The following is a 14,009-nucleotide window of genomic DNA, read 5'->3' as shown; positions in this document are numbered from 1 at the left end:
TCACGCTGCTGATGTTCACGCGCCGTCTCCGATCACGCGGACGCGGTGGTCGAAGGAGAACACCAGCGACGGCCGTTCCAGGTCGATACGGTCGGTCGGATCGCCGCGCTTGCCGGTGAGCGGGTCGGCGGGGTGCAGGACGACCTCGTCGACCAACTCGACGCCGGGTACGCGCTGGAGCACCGCGAAGACCTCCCCGGACTGCACCGGGCGCCCGAACGGCCAGCCCTTCCCGTCCGATCCGCCGGTGAGCGGGTCGAGGTGGCGGTAGAGGGCGTCGTGGGCCTGGCGGCGCACCCGGTCGGTGTCGACACCCCGGAAGGCGTGGACCGTGGCGACGACGGTGACGCCCTGGTAGAACGGCGGCCCGACCGCCAACCGGGTCCCGATCAGCCGCCGTTCGTCGAGATGCCGGGTGATGCGCTCCAACAGAGCGTCTCCGGGCACGAGTTGCTCGAAGCGCAGTCGGCCGCCCGGGTCGGGCACGGCTTGCGGGACCACCAACACCCTTACGGCGTAGGCCCCGTGCTCCTCCTCGTCGCCCTCCAGGCAGGTGATGCGCGCGGTCTCGGGGGCGGCCCGGCGGGACAGTTCCTCGTAGTCCCGGAGGGTGACCGCCCGTTCCTGGGCGCGCAGGGTGATCGGCGCGCGGGTCTTGGCCTCCTGGACGGTCTCGCCGTCCACTCCCCCGCGCGCGGCCTCGCGGTTGACGACCTCGGAGACGTACGGGATGGAGCTGCGCAGGATCTGCACCGCGCCGCGTGCCACGTTGCCGGACCGGCCGCCGCCGGTGCGGTAGCGGCGGGCGCGGATCACCGAGCCCTTGGGGGCGACCATGCCGTACTGCCGCAGGGAGCCGTCGGGTTCGCGGACGGCCGGGCCGAAGGCGAGTTCGCCGGTGGCCGCGTCGAGGGTGATGTGGCGGTCGTCGGGGCCGGAGGCGGCGAAGTGCGGGACGACCTGCCAGTCCGTCCAGCCGTCGTGCTCGGCGGTCTGGAGGAGCAGGGGTACGGCGTCGCCGACGACCGGTGTGTGGGAGAGCCGGAGCCGTTGCCCGGGCAGGCCGGTGGACTCGCCGAGCGCCTCGTCGTAGACCGTGTCGGCGTGGACGACGGTGGTGGTGCCGCCGATGGTGAAGGCCTCGGCGGAGCGGACGGTCGGCGAGGTGGTGTAGAAGGGCTGGTCGGAGTGGGGTTCGGTGACGCGGCAGCGCAACCAGCCTGCTTCCTGGCCCCCGTTGCGCGACAGGGTGTGGCCGCCGGGGACGTGCAGGACGACCGCGCCGGGGCGGTTGAGGCCACCGGTGCCGTCCCGGTCCACCTCGCACGCCTGCCAGCCGTCGGCGGTCCACGCCTCCCACACCAGGGGCGGTTGGCGGGGGTCCACGCCAACTCCGTCGACGCGGCTGTCGAGTTCGAGGGCGAGGGCGCAGTGCGGGACGGCGGCGGTCAGTCCGAACAGCATCGAGTCGCCTGGGTCGGGCGACTCGGCGAAGCACATGACGTGGTTGCCCTCGGCCAGGTCGTGGGTCCGGTCGACGACCTGCTTGCCCCGGTGCTGCACGACGAGATGCCTCAACGCACTTGGCACTACGGCGAGTTCGCGCTCGGTGGCGAAGACCACCGCCTCCTCGCCCTCCGTGCGCATCGTCGCGACCTCGGTGCCCAGCGGCACCTGCACCGCTTCCTCCTGGGGCGCCGACAGCCAGAACGTGACATCGGTGCGGGCCGCGGACGGCGGGAAGAGCGTGATGCCGACCAGGTCGAGGAAGGCCAAGTGGTTCTTGTCCGGTACCCGGTTGAGGCGGTAGACGATCTGGTCGGCCATGTGCGCGACCGTCTCGACGAGGGTGACGCCGGGGTCGGAGACGTTGTGGTCGGTCCACTCCGGGGCGCGCTGCTGGATGTAGCGCTTGGCGTCGTCGACGAACTGCTGGAAGCGGCGGTCGTCGAGGTTCGGGGAGGGCAGGGCCATCGGTCAGTTGTCGCTTTCAGCAGCCGTGCCGGGCGTACCGGAGGTGTCCGGCTCGTCGTGGGACGGGATGACGTAGAAGGGGAAGACGAGGCTGCGCGGGTTGTTGGTGCCGCGGATCGAGTAGCGGACGTCGATGTACAGGACGCTCTGCTCGGTGCCCGCGGTGACCTCGACGTCGTCGACCTCGATGCGCGGCTCCCAGCGGTCGAGGCTGACGTGCACCTCGTGCTGGATCCGGCCCGCGGTCTGCTCGTTGACCGGCGCGAAGACCAGGTCGTGGATCGCGCAGCCGAAGTCGGGCCGCATCGGCCGCTCACCCGGCGCCGTGGACAGCACGAGCCGGATCGCCTCCTCGACCTCGCGCTCCCCGCTGACCAGCGCGATACCGCCGGTCGGCCCGATGCGCAGCGGGAACGACCAGCCGGACCCCACGAATTGTTCGGCCATCAGACAACACCCGCCCGTTCCCTGCCCGTTGGGCCACCCATGTCCCCGCCCGTTGGGCCGCTCATGTCCTTGCCCGTTCGGCCGCTCATGCCGGAATCACCATCGGGACAAGGCCGTTGAGGGTGACCACGCCCATGATCGGCACGGTGATGGCCCGAATGCCCACGTTGCCGATGGAGTTGACCTGTACGCTCCCGCCCGCGGTGAGCATCGCGTTGCCGAGCGCCTTCATGTTGAGGACGCCCATCGCGTCCAACGTGATCGCTCCGGTGGTCGACTTGACGTTGATCAGTCCGCGCCCCTCTATGTTCAGCGGCCCGCCGCTCTTGATCGTGAGACTGCGCCGGGCGCTGAGGGTGAGGTCGGTACCGGCCTCGACCGACACCGAGCGGCTGCCCTTGATGGTGACCTCGCCCTTGCTGTCCACCACGATCTCGGTGTTCGTGCGGTCCAGGGTGATGGTCAACTGCTTGTCCCCGGAGGCCAGTCGGACGCCTTGCTTACGTCCGCCGGTCTTCTGGCTGAGCAGGTCCATCCGGTTGCCGTCCCGGTCGGAGACGGTGTGCCGGCTCGCCTTCTTCCGTACGGCGTCGTGCAGCGGCACATCACCGACGACGGTCGGCTTGTCCTTGCCGTTGTAGAGCCCGCCGATCACGAAGGGGTGGTCAAGTGCCCCCCGGTCGAAGGCGACCAGTACTTCGTCATTGACGTCCATGGGGAAGATCCCGCCCCCGCCGAGCCCGCCCCACTGCACGGTCCGCGTCCAGTCGCTGACGTACGTGTCGTCCAGCCAGGGGAACTGCAACCTCACCCGCCCCTGCTTCAGCGGGTCATTGACGTCCGTGACCAGGGCGTTGGCTACACCGGGCAGCCGGGGCGCGGTCTCCGAGCCGCCCGAGGCGAGCCCGTACAGCGAACGCCACTGCCGTCCGCTGACGGTCACCCAGGTCTCGTAGTGCTTTCCGTCGCCGAAGACGTGCCGTACGGAGGTGGCCGTGTACTTGCCCTCGAAGGGTGGGCCGACGTCCGCGAGCGCGACCGGAACTCCCGGGCGCAGCTTGGGATTTCCGCGCGCGACGACCTCAAGCTCGGCGAAGGAGGACGTCACGTCGTCGGCGAGCGCGGCGGCGGCGAACTTCACCTCGTTCTGCTTGTCGTAGGGCGTGCCCGTCTCGACCAGCTTGGCCGTCTTGAACTTGCCGGCGGCGGCACCAGGGGTGGTCCCGATTCCGATGGCCGGGTTGGACGTTCCGGGCGAGGTGGCGGTGAGTTTCTTCTTCGTGGTGACGTCCCAGCCGCGCGCCTCGACCGTGCCGACCTGGTCGGCGGCGGTCACGGCGGCCCGCAGCCGCAGGATGTCGTGCCCGGCCTGGAGCACGAACGGGCTTTTGTCGCCGTCGGTTTCGGGCGACGGCGCACCGGAGGACGGCTTCGGCTCCACGAACTGGAACTTGCCGTCCGCGTCGACCGACATGACCATCTCGTTCTCGTCGGCGAGCCGGGCGAGAAAGTCCCAATCGGTCACGTTGGACTGGGAGATGAACTCGTACACGGTCCGCGTGGACGTGATCTTCCCGATCGGCACCCCGTCCTGGGCGGCCAGTTTGCGGGCGATGTCGGACGCGCTCTGGTTGCGGTAGGCGGCGACCCGGCGCTGGCGCAGCAGCCGGTGCCCGAAATCGTAGCCGCGCACGACGGTGAAGGTGCCGGTGCCGTCGTAATCAGCCTCAAGTCCCGTGACTTCACCGGTGAGCAGCGGATCGGAGGCGCCCTGCCCGTCGGCGACCGGCGCGATGACGATCTTCGTGCCGAAGGTGACCCCGAGCTTGCCGAGGATGAGCCGGTACGGGTCCCGGAAGGTGAGCCGGAACGCGGCCGGGACGCCGACGCCCTGGTCGACGTAGCTGTCGACGAGGTAACGGGCGTACTCGGAAGGGATCTTGGCCCCGCCGATCTTCACCTCGACGACGTTCGAGAACGCGGACTTCACCATCAGGAACGCACCTCCTCGGCCGACGGCAGCACGAGTTCGACACCGTTCGCGAGCCGCGTCGGGTCGTCGATCCCGTTGGCCTCGGCGATCGCCCGCCACGCGGCGGAGTCGCCGTACTCCCGCCAGGCCAGCGACTGCAAGGAGTCCCCTGCTACGACTCGATGCACCCGCTGCGCGGTGAGCGCGCCCGAAGTCGGGTTCTGGCCCTTGGTGTTGCTCGGGATCTCGTGCAGTTGGAGTCGGCAGGTGGCGCGGATGGGCACGCCGGTGGTCCCGAAGAGCGAGTAGGCGGCCTCGACGGAGGAGACGTAAGCGGTGAACCGGGCCGTGGAGAACGACCCCCACTGGAACACGACCCACGGCGGTGAAGGCTGTTTGGCGGCAATGGACTTGGTGGTCACGTCGCAGCACGCGAGGAGCGACTCGACCTTCTTCAGCACCGAGTTGCTGGTCGGTTCGTCGGAGGAGTCGAGGAAGATCTCCACGCCCATCTCACGCGGCTGCGAACCCATGAACTCCGGGAGGGAGCCGTCCCGTTCGATCTGCGCGGGGGTCGTCTTCCACTGGGCGCGACGGGTGAGGGACAGCTGCGCGGGGTTGAAGTCGAAGGCAAAGGTCTTGATGAGGCCGCCCGGGGTGGTGCTGCCCCCGACGGGTGGCTCATGTATTGCGAGGCTGGCCCGGACAAGGCTCTTGCCGGCGCCCCTGCTGGTGGTGGCCATGGTCTCGTTCGCCCCCGCTCAGTCCGTGAATCCGTGGTGGGCGATCTCCAGGACCTCGGTGGCGACCGCCGGTCCGGACGGGTCGAGGGAGGGCCCCTGCCAGCTGACGGGCAGCACGTCGATGAGCCCCCAGTGCGCGACCTCCGAACCGTCCGCGCGCAGGGCCGCGATCTGGCCGGTGGGGCGCTTGATCCCGGTCTGCACGGAGGAGATCCACTTGGCGACCTTCGCGGTGTCCGGGGTGAGCGGGCGGGTCAGCCGGATGGTGGAGAAGGTGACACGGGTGGGGAGTTGCCAGACGAAGCCGTTGTTGCCGCCCTCCTGCCGGTGCTCGATCTCCACCGTCGACGACAGCCCGTCGCACCCGTTGAAGTAGCCGAGGCTCTCGCCGTCGATGCTGAGGGTGAACCAGATGGTGGAGCCCGGGTCGAGGCGGGACATCGGGGGTGGGCCTTTCTGTTGTCGCGTCGGGGATTGGTTCCGGGTCCGGTTCCGGGTCCGGGTCCGGTTCCGGGTCCGGGTCCGGTTCCGGGTCCGGGTCCGGGTCCGGGTCCGGGTCCGGTTCCGGGTCCGGTTCCGGTCAGTGGCGGGGGTCGCGGAGTTTGCCGATCCGTTCGCGGTCCAGACGGAGTTCCGTGCGGATCAGGCGGGTGATGCGGCCGATGATCCGGTGCACGAGTTCGTCGAGCTGGAAGTCGGTGAGGTCTCGGGGGTCGAACTGGCCTGCGGGGATTGCCTCGTAGGCCGGGGGTGGGGAGCCGGAGGCGTTGGCGGTGGTGCTCGGGGAGTACGGGGGTGGCGGGTCGGGGGGTGGGGGTGACTGGGAGGGGGACGCGGTGTACGGCGGGGGTGGAGTGGAGGGGCGTGCGGCGGGGGCGGCGACTGTCGTGGGCGGGGTCGCGGTGGGGGTTTTGGTGAGGGTGGGGCGGGCTCGGTTCAACGGCGAGGTGGCTGTGGGGCCGAGTGCGGTGGGGGGGGAGGAGGGGTTGCGTTGGACTGTGGGGAAGGGGGCGAGCGAGCGGGGTGGGGTGGAGAAGGGGGCGCCTGGCGGGGTGGCGAGGGGGCCGGGTCCGGATCCGGGTGGGGTGGAAACCGGGAGGGAGGTGTGGGGTGCGGAGGTGGAGGGGCGTAGGGGTACTACGGGGAGGGCGGGGGTGCTGGGGGATCCGGGGGTGCCGGGAAGGGCGGCGGTCCTCGGGAAGGTGGCGGTCCTGGGTATTACGGGGGTGCCCGGTGTTCCGGGGGCGCTGGAGGCTGCGGGAGCGCCGGGTACTACGGGTGTGGTGGGGCTGTCGGGTGTCGCGCGGCGGTGACGTTGTACGGGGGTGAAGGGCGATGGGGGTGCGGTGTGTCGCGCCGGGGATGGTGTGCGGAGTGAAGCGTTTGGGGGCGCTGGGGTGGTGGCGGCCTGAGGCGTGGGGCGGAGCGCGGCGAACGGGGAGGTGGTGAGGGAGGGCGCGGTGTGGGACAGCGCGGTGTGGGAGGCCGTACGGGGAGAGGGCGGGGCGGGCGTGGTCAGGCTGGGCGGGGTCTGCCGCGTGGGGCGGGGCGGAGCCGTGGTGGAGGGCGGGGGCACAGCCGAGGGTGAGAGCCCGGCCGGGGACGGCGTCGCGACTGAGGGTTCGGTTACAACCGGAGGCCGGGAACCACCCGAGGGCGGAAGCGCGGCCGGAGACGGGCTCGCGGCCTGGGCTGCGGTCGTCCGGGCTGCGGTGGTCGGGTGTGTGGCAGGTGAGGGGACGGAGGCCGAGGAAGCCTGCGGGGCCGGTGCCGACGCGCTGAGCGCGACGCTTCGCTGAATCGTCGGACCCTGACCCGGTGCCGCCGGAGCTGCAGTGGTCGGGTGTGCGGCAGGTGAGGGGACGGAGGCCGAGGAAGCCTGCGGGGCCGATGCCGACGCGCTGAGCGCGACGCTTCGCTGAACCGTCAGACCCTGACCCGGTGCCGCCGGAGCTGCAGTGGTCGGGTGTGCGGCAGGTGAGGGGACGGAGGCCGAGGAAGCCTGCGAGGCCGGTGCCGACGCGCCGGGCGCGACGCCTCGCTGAATCGTCGGACCCTGACCCGGTGCCGCCGGAGCTGCGGTGGTCGGGGGTATGGCAGGTGCGAGGCCCCTGGCCGAGCGGACCTGCTCGGCCCGTACAGGCGTGCTCGCGGCCACGCTTCGCTGGACCGCCGGCCCCAGGCCCGGTGCCGTGGGAGCTGCCAGGTTGGCCGGGGCTGCCGTGGTCGCGGACGCGGCCGGTAGGGGCCCCGGGGCCAAGGGGGCCTGCGCGGCCGGCACAGGTGGCACAGGTGGCACAGGTGGCACAGGCACGCTCGCGGCGACGCTTCGTTGAATCGCCGGCGCCGGACCCGGTGTCACCAGAGGTGCCGGGTTGGCCGAGGCTGCGGTGGTCGCGGCGGTCGCGAACACGACAGGAGAGGGGCCCGTGGCCGAGGGGACCTGCTCGGCCGGCACAGGCGTGCTCGCGGCCACGCTTCGCTGGACCGCCGGTCCCGGACCCTGTGTCACCGGGGCTGTCGGGTTGGCCGGGGCAGCGGTCGGCCCGTGCACGGTAGTTGGGGGCGCGGCAAGCGGATGTGCGGTCGTCGGGTACGTGGCGGGCGGGTGTGTGATGGCTGAGGGAGCCGTGGCCGGGGGCGGTGCGAACGTGTTGGGGGCGACGCTTCGTTGGATCGTCGGCCCGGTTCCCGCTGTCGGCCTTGAACCCGGTTCCGTACGAGGCCCAGTGCCGGCCGGCGGGAACGGCGAGCCGGTGAGGGGCCTGGCGTCAGCGGGCGTAACGGTGACCGGCGCCCCAAGAGGTGAACGGCGCCGGACGGGAGTTGGCGTCACGGGAGCCGGAGAGTCGGGGGCAGGCGTTGGTGAACCTGCTGCCGGGGCGGGCGAGAGCGCCGGAACAGCGGGCGAATCACCTTGCTCGGCAGGGGGGTTGGGCATGTTGCCCTGCACTGGGTGAGTTGCCGAACTGGGCATCGGCGGTGCGAGTGTTGAGGGCTGCCGTGTCTCGTTCGGGCGCGTGGTGAGCGGGGCGCCGAGGGGGATACGGGGCGGGCGGCGGTCGGCGCTGCGTTGGATCTGAGGTGCGGGAGGGGGCGTAGGTCCGGGGGTTGGATTGCTGGTCCGGGTGCGGGCGGAGTCCGTCGGTTCGGCCGCAACTGCCGGGGCGTGGGGCTGAGGTTGGACCTGGGGCTGGGTGGTATCCCCATCGCGTGGGGCAGGAGCACTCGCGGCACGCTGTACGAGCATCGGTGCGCGGGAGGCGTTCGGGGTCGTCGGCTGCGCCGGAGCGACGGGCGTGGCGGGCGGCAACTCGGCTGACGGTGCTGCGGAGTTCGGCGTCGGCGTCGGCGTCGGCGTCGGCGTCGAGGCCATCGTGGACTTCGGAGCCGTCGAAGCAGCGGCTGCCGCACCCGGCCTGGTGACCGCCCGCTGCACGCTGTCCGTCCCGCCCCCGGCAACGTTCCCGCCCGCACCGCGAGCGTTCCCCGCACCGCGAACTACGCCTGCGGAACCACCGAGTTGCTCCACAACGTCACCGGGCGCCAGGAGGGCAGGCGGGACAGGCGAGTCACCACCCGGCTCACCTTCCCCTCGCCCCGCGCCAGTCGACGCGGACGGGGACTCGCCACCCGAACTGTCGCCCACAACCGCCGAGTTCCGCTGACCAACCAGTCGCCGCTGCACCGCAGCCGCACTCGACCTCGTCAACGACCCGGTCCTCGGCCGGAGTTGCTCCGTCGACGACACCGCAGTCACCCGAATACCGGAAGCCGGCCCCACCACCCCGACCGAATCAACCGCGGGAGCCGAAGCAGTACTGCGCACACCCACAGCCTCGCTCGACGCAAGAGGCACAGCCCGCACAGCCCGCTGCACCACAGGCCTCACAGGCCCCGCACTCGCCCGCAACGGCACCACCGGCCCCGGCTGCGCAACCAACGGCCGCCCAACCAGAGGAAGTTCACCCGCAGGCAGCCCCAGACTCGGTACCGCCGGCGCCGCAGGCAGCGAGGAACCCGCGATCCGGGCACTCCGCTCAGCGTCCAGCACCGCAGGGAACCCCGACCCCGTGAACGACGGGTTCTGCCACGTCGGCAGACGCGCACCGAACCCGGCGTCGGCAACTCCGGTACCCCCAACGGCAGAGGCCCGCTGAATCGGCGGCAACCCCGGCCACGCGGCCAAGGCCACCGCAGGCGCGGAAGCCGTAGAAGCCGTAGAACCAGAACTCACCGGACCTGCGGAGCCACTCGCCTCAACGGAACCCTGAGCCTCGCCAACTCCCGTCCCAGCCCCGGAGTTGGCGTCCCCACCGGCGACAGACCTTTCCGCCCGCCCCCGCAACCGGTCCAAGAACCCCACCGCTCAGCCCTCCGCCCCGGACCGCGTCACCAGGGACGCGATCTCGCCCAAGTAGCGGCGGCGGTCGGGGTGTTCGAGGTCCAGGATGTCCTCCAGGCTCCAGTGGAAGTGGTAGGCGACGTACGCGATCTCCTCGTGCAGCCGGTCGGTCGCGTACGTCACGATTCCCCCAGGCGGCTCCCGCCGAGCTCCACTTCGAAGGGCTCCGCGCAGTGCGGGCACTGAACTGCCGCGCGGGTGTGGCCTTCCGCGTTGATCTGGCGGTAGAAGTCCTGGAGGAAGGCGAGGTCGGAGGCGAACATGTTCTCCACGATCCCGTCGTGGACCATGGGGACGCTGCCCAGCCGCGTGATCACCCGGCCGAGCAGCACCACCGACAGATACGCCGGGTTCTCCTGCACGCGGACGTCCCGCAGCGGCACCAACTCGTCGCGCGCGGTGGCCAGTCGCATCACACCGTCCTGGTGGACCGTGCCGGACTCGTCGACATAGCCACGCGGCAACTGGAAGGGGAACTCGGTCCGCAACGTCTGCCGTACGGCCGGAGCAGGGGCCGCCGCGGTGGCCGGAGCCGGAGCCTGGACCGGTCCAACACCCACCCCGACCGACGACTCCGCACCCACACCCGCACCCGCACCCAAACCCCACCGGCACCCGGCGCGGCCACCACCGCACCAGCCGCGGCAGCCCCCGAACGCCTCATTATTCGATGACCAGTTCTTCGAACACGATGGTCACGGACTCGGTGAGCGCGGCGGCCTCGCCCGCCTTCACCGTGCTCGCGTCGATCTTGCTGCACCAGGCGTTGCGCAGGTGGTAGCGCTTCACCGGGTTGTTCTGGAAGTCCATCATGATGATCGACGCGTTCTTGCGCGCGGTGGTCATCTGGCCGGAGATCGACTCGTTGATCCACTGGGTGAACGAGGCCGACTGGGTCATGCCGCGGATCACCGTGCAGGTGCCGTTCTTCTTCACGCCCGGCAGGTTCTTGACGACGTTCTGGCCGTTGGGGGTGTTCTGCTGGTACGTGATGACGTCCTGCTCGATGCTGAGGCCGCTGACCTCCGCGAGGTACTCGACCATCACGCCGTCGATCTGCAGGCCGAAATTGTGTGAGGTGAGGGCGTCACCCGGCTGGAGACTCATGAATTCGCTGTCCTTCTAAGGGTGTTGAAGACGACCTGGGGAGATGACGACCGGGAGCCGCGGCGGGCTCGAGTTCGCCTACTCCTCCAACTCCCCGCTGCCGCTGGAGAACTGAGCCAGTCGGAAGATCACGAACTCGGCCGGCTTGACCGGCGCGATGCCGATCTCGCAGACGACGCGGCCGACGTCGACGGACTCCGGCGGGTTGGTCTCCTCGTCGCACTTGACGTAGTACGCCTCTTCCGGCCGCTGGCCGAACAGGGCACCGCTGCGCCACTCGTTGACCAGGAACGCCGAGATGTTGCGCCGGATCCGCGCCCACAGGGCGTGGTCGTTCGGCTCGAACACCACCCACTGGGTGCCGATCAGGATCGACTCCTCCAGGTAGTTGAAGTACCGGCGGATGTTGAGGTAACGCCAGGCCGGGTCGGAGGACATGGTGCGGGCGCCCCAGACGCGGATGCCCCGGCCCGGGAAGGCGCGGATGCAGTTGACGCCGATCGGGTTGAGCAAGTCCTGCTCGCCGCGGGTGATTTGGGTCTCCAGGTCGACCGCGCCGCGTACGACCTCGTTGGCGGGCGCCTTGTGCACACCGCGCTCAGAGTCGTTGCGGGCCCAGACGCCGGCGATGTGGCCGCTCGGCGGGATCAGCCGGGACTGTCCGCTGGACGGGTCGAAGGTCTTGATCCACGGGTAGTACAGGGCCGCGTACTTGGAGTCGTAGCCGGCCGTGTCCTGCCGCCAGCCGCGGATCTGCTGGGCGTTCAGGCTCGGCGGCGGGTCGATGACGGCGACGCGGTCGCCCATCAGCTCGCAGTGTGCGATCAGGCCCAGCTGGACGGCCTTGACGGCCTCCAGGTCGATCGCGCCGCGCTGGTAGGCGGCCATCAGGTCGGGCACCGCGACCATGGAGATCTCGTCCACGGCCTCCAGGCCGCCGAAGCCGGTGCGGTCGGAGGAGTCGCCGAGGTAGGTGGCCGGGCCGGGATGTGACGCGGTGTCATTTCCCTTGCCGGGTACGGCGGGTGCGGCCGAGGCGGAGGCGGGCGCGGCGAGGGCGACCGTCTGGTTCTCCGGGCGGGCCAGCTGCGCGGCGGGCGCGGCCTCGGTCACCGCGATGAGCTTGGAACGCTCCTTGACCTGGGTGACGACGTAGTTGCGGCCGCCCTTCTTGGCGGTCACGTCGAAGCTCTCGACGTCCTTGCCGGCGTCCTTGACGACCAGCCGGAAGCGTTCGGCGGGGCCTTCGCCCTCGGCGTCGGCCACCTCGACGCTCAGATCACCGGGCGCCAGAGCGGTCACGGCGAAGGTGCCGAGCTGGGCCGGCTCGCCGGGCGGAAGGGCGGCCGGAGCGGCCGAACCCGTCACGGCTGAGGGGGAGTTGGACTGGGCGGAGGTGCCCTCGGCGGTGCCGCCGACACGGACGACGTAGGCGGCCGAACCGCCGTTGTTGAAGAAGCCGTAGACGGAGTGGGCGAGGTAGTACCCGTCGGTGAACTCACCGAAGGCAGCCACGTACTGCGTCCAGTTGGTCACCAGGGTCGGCTCGTTCAGCGGACCGGTCGGGGCCAGGCCCACGAAGGCCGCCACCGAGGTGCCCACTCCCTCGATCGGGCGGGAGCCGCTGGCCACCTCCTCGACGTAGACGCCGGGCGACAGATAGGACGGCATGCTCTGCACTCCTCGGGGTACGAGACAGGATGCCCTCAAGCGTCACGCGCGCGACCCCGCCGCCGAAACGTCCCCGAGTGCCTGCCTTGGGGCAACTTCCTTGCCCTCAGGGGCAGTCCGCGGCACGGCCGGGTGATGTGGGCTGCGGTGGACGCCGTCGCCGCGGGGGCAGTGACGGGTTTGGCGGGCGGCCCTTTTGGGCAACCGCTGTTGCCCCGGCGACTCCTGACGCGCCCTCACCATCCGTCGTAGCGTCGGCTCATGAGTCTGTGGACCTCCCTGGAGCCCGCGTCCGCGACCGTCGATCCCGGTGGCAGTACCCGCGTGCGGCTGCGGCTGCGCAACACCGGCGACGTCGTGGACGAGTACCGCTTCGAACCGGTCGGGAGCATCGCGCCCTGGACCGCTGTGGAGCCGCAGACGCTGCGGCTCTATCCGGGCACGACGGGGACGGTCGACCTGACGTTCACGCCGCCGCGCACCCCGGACGCGACGGCGGGCCCGAACCCGTACGCGATCCGGATCACGCCGACCGAGCACCCGGAGGCGGTCACCGTCCCCGAGGGCAATCTGACCATCACCCCGTTCACTGAAGTGCGCGCGGAGTTGGTGCCGCCGACGGTCAAGGGTCGTTTCCGGGGCCGGCCCCAACTCGCCGTGGACAACCTGGGCAACACCAGGCTGACAGCGTCGATCAGCGGCAGCGACAACGGCGACCAGCTGTCGTACGACATCCATCCGGGCAATGTGCAGATCGAGCCGGGCCGGGCCGCGTTCGTCAAGGCGTCGCTGAAGCCGCGGAAGATCATCTGGTTCGGGCCGAAGGAGCAACGGCCGTACACGCTCAGCGTGTTGAGGTCCGGGGCCAATCCCCTTCCCGTGGAGGGGACTTACCTCCAGCGCGGGTTCCTGCCGCGCTGGCTGGCCACCTTCCTCGGTGTCCTCACCGCGCTCGCGCTCACCTTCGTCATGCTGTGGATCGCGTACAAGCCGCAGGTGCGGACCGCCGCCACCGAGCAGTTGAAGGACGCGGGCGTCAGCACGCTCGCGCCCAGCCCCACCCTGAGCACCGCTCCCCCGCCGCCCTCGCCCGTCGTGACGAGCGCGCCGCCGGCGGCCGAGACCTCGACGGCCGCCGCGGCGGGTGGCGGGTCGGGCGGCGGCGGGGACTCCAAGCCGTCCGCCAAGCCGAAGCCCGTGACGGCGGCGACCGCGGTGAACAAGCTGGCCGCGCGGGACTCCGGACGCCATGTCTGCTACCGGATCTACATCGGCGGCAAGGGCTGGCAGGCCCCGGAGTGCGACGGCGCCACGGCCGCCACCTCCACCGACGACGAGCAGATCCTCTCCGTGAACATCGCGGTCTCCGGGACCGCCGGTTCGGCCGCGAACGCCTTCATCCACGACCCGGCGTCGACCAACGGCTACGGCAAGTACCAGCCTTCGGGCTGGACGGCCATCATCGCCGACGGCAAGGACAACTACATCGGCAGCGCGAAGCCGGGCGCCGCGTACATGACGGGCTTCGCGAACAACATCGGCAGTGGTCAGCTCTGCTGGATCGTCCGCAACTCCGGCTGGGACTGGAGCCCTCAGAACTGCACCAAACCCCGGCCCGAGTACGGCTTCTCGGGCACCCTCGACAACGCCCACTGGCTGGTGGCGGTCAGGCTGACGGTGCCGAACTGAC

General features: G+C 70.8%; 11 protein-coding genes. 1 reads left to right on the top strand and 10 read right to left on the bottom strand.

Features of this window, described 5'->3' with window-relative positions:
• Positions 1 to 15 precede the first annotated feature (15 nt).
• The 10 genes from R2B38_RS32735 to R2B38_RS32690 form a co-directional block, all read right to left on the bottom strand.
• Complete coding sequence (locus R2B38_RS32735; RefSeq protein ID WP_318019428.1) at positions 16 to 1,974, bottom strand: putative baseplate assembly protein; 1,959 nt, start codon at positions 1,972 to 1,974, stop codon at positions 16 to 18.
• Positions 1,975 to 1,977: 3 nt separating this feature from the next.
• Positions 1,978 to 2,421: a GPW/gp25 family protein gene (locus R2B38_RS32730; RefSeq protein WP_019062855.1), complete on the bottom strand. Its 444-nt coding sequence runs from the start codon at positions 2,419 to 2,421 to the stop codon at positions 1,978 to 1,980.
• A gap of 85 nt (positions 2,422 to 2,506) precedes the next feature.
• Positions 2,507 to 4,414, bottom strand: coding sequence for a VgrG-related protein (locus tag R2B38_RS32725; protein WP_318019427.1), 1,908 nt, complete (start codon positions 4,412 to 4,414; stop codon positions 2,507 to 2,509).
• Entirely contained in the window at positions 4,414 to 5,136 is a 723-nt protein-coding gene (locus R2B38_RS32720) for a LysM peptidoglycan-binding domain-containing protein (protein WP_318019426.1), read from the bottom strand. The genes R2B38_RS32725 and R2B38_RS32720 overlap by 1 nt, the downstream gene beginning before the upstream one ends.
• A gap of 18 nt (positions 5,137 to 5,154) precedes the next feature.
• Positions 5,155 to 5,577: a phage tail protein gene (locus R2B38_RS32715; RefSeq protein ID WP_033281422.1), complete on the bottom strand. Its 423-nt coding sequence runs from the start codon at positions 5,575 to 5,577 to the stop codon at positions 5,155 to 5,157.
• 139 nt (positions 5,578 to 5,716) lie between these two features.
• Entirely contained in the window at positions 5,717 to 6,076 is a 360-nt protein-coding gene (locus R2B38_RS32710) for a hypothetical protein (RefSeq protein WP_318019425.1), read from the bottom strand.
• 3,429 nt (positions 6,077 to 9,505) lie between these two features.
• The gene (locus R2B38_RS32705) at positions 9,506 to 9,664 is read right to left on the bottom strand and encodes a DUF6760 family protein (protein ID WP_199811089.1); all 159 of its coding nucleotides are present in this window, start codon (positions 9,662 to 9,664) and stop codon (positions 9,506 to 9,508) included.
• Entirely contained in the window at positions 9,661 to 10,101 is a 441-nt protein-coding gene (locus R2B38_RS32700) for a hypothetical protein (RefSeq protein WP_318019424.1), read from the bottom strand. The genes R2B38_RS32705 and R2B38_RS32700 overlap by 4 nt, the downstream gene beginning before the upstream one ends.
• 103 nt (positions 10,102 to 10,204) lie before the next feature.
• Positions 10,205 to 10,648, bottom strand: a complete 444-nt coding sequence (locus R2B38_RS32695) for a phage tail protein (protein WP_019063375.1) — start codon at positions 10,646 to 10,648, stop codon at positions 10,205 to 10,207.
• Positions 10,649 to 10,726: 78 nt separating this feature from the next.
• Complete coding sequence (locus R2B38_RS32690) at positions 10,727 to 12,319, bottom strand: phage tail sheath family protein (RefSeq protein ID WP_318019423.1); 1,593 nt, start codon at positions 12,317 to 12,319, stop codon at positions 10,727 to 10,729.
• 261 nt (positions 12,320 to 12,580) lie between these two features.
• Here R2B38_RS32690 and R2B38_RS32685 point away from each other — a divergent pair, with 261 nt between their 5' ends.
• Positions 12,581 to 14,008, top strand: a complete 1,428-nt coding sequence (locus tag R2B38_RS32685) for a hydrolase (RefSeq protein ID WP_318019422.1) — start codon at positions 12,581 to 12,583, stop codon at positions 14,006 to 14,008.
• Position 14,009 lies beyond the last annotated feature (1 nt).

This window comes from Streptomyces sp. N50, from assembly GCF_033335955.1.
In the GTDB taxonomy this organism is placed as follows: Bacteria; Actinomycetota; Actinomycetes; order Streptomycetales; family Streptomycetaceae; genus Streptomyces.
Note: the sequence above shows the minus strand (reverse complement) of the source record. Positions and strands in the feature narration are given on the sequence as shown.

Excerpts from the sequence above, each read along its gene's own strand:
- R2B38_RS32735 (WP_318019428.1), bottom strand. The coding sequence starts at position 1,974 with ATGGCCCTGCCCTCCCCGAACCTCGACGACCGCCGCTTCCAGCAGTTC.
- R2B38_RS32730 (WP_019062855.1), bottom strand. The coding sequence starts at position 2,421 with ATGGCCGAACAATTCGTGGGGTCCGGCTGGTCGTTCCCGCTGCGCATC.
- R2B38_RS32725 (WP_318019427.1), bottom strand. The coding sequence starts at position 4,414 with ATGGTGAAGTCCGCGTTCTCGAACGTCGTCGAGGTGAAGATCGGCGGG.
- R2B38_RS32720 (WP_318019426.1), bottom strand. The coding sequence starts at position 5,136 with ATGGCCACCACCAGCAGGGGCGCCGGCAAGAGCCTTGTCCGGGCCAGC.
- R2B38_RS32715 (WP_033281422.1), bottom strand. The coding sequence starts at position 5,577 with ATGTCCCGCCTCGACCCGGGCTCCACCATCTGGTTCACCCTCAGCATC.
- R2B38_RS32695 (WP_019063375.1), bottom strand. The coding sequence starts at position 10,648 with ATGAGTCTCCAGCCGGGTGACGCCCTCACCTCACACAATTTCGGCCTG.
- R2B38_RS32690 (WP_318019423.1), bottom strand. The coding sequence starts at position 12,319 with ATGCCGTCCTATCTGTCGCCCGGCGTCTACGTCGAGGAGGTGGCCAGC.
- R2B38_RS32685 (WP_318019422.1), top strand. The coding sequence starts at position 12,581 with ATGAGTCTGTGGACCTCCCTGGAGCCCGCGTCCGCGACCGTCGATCCC.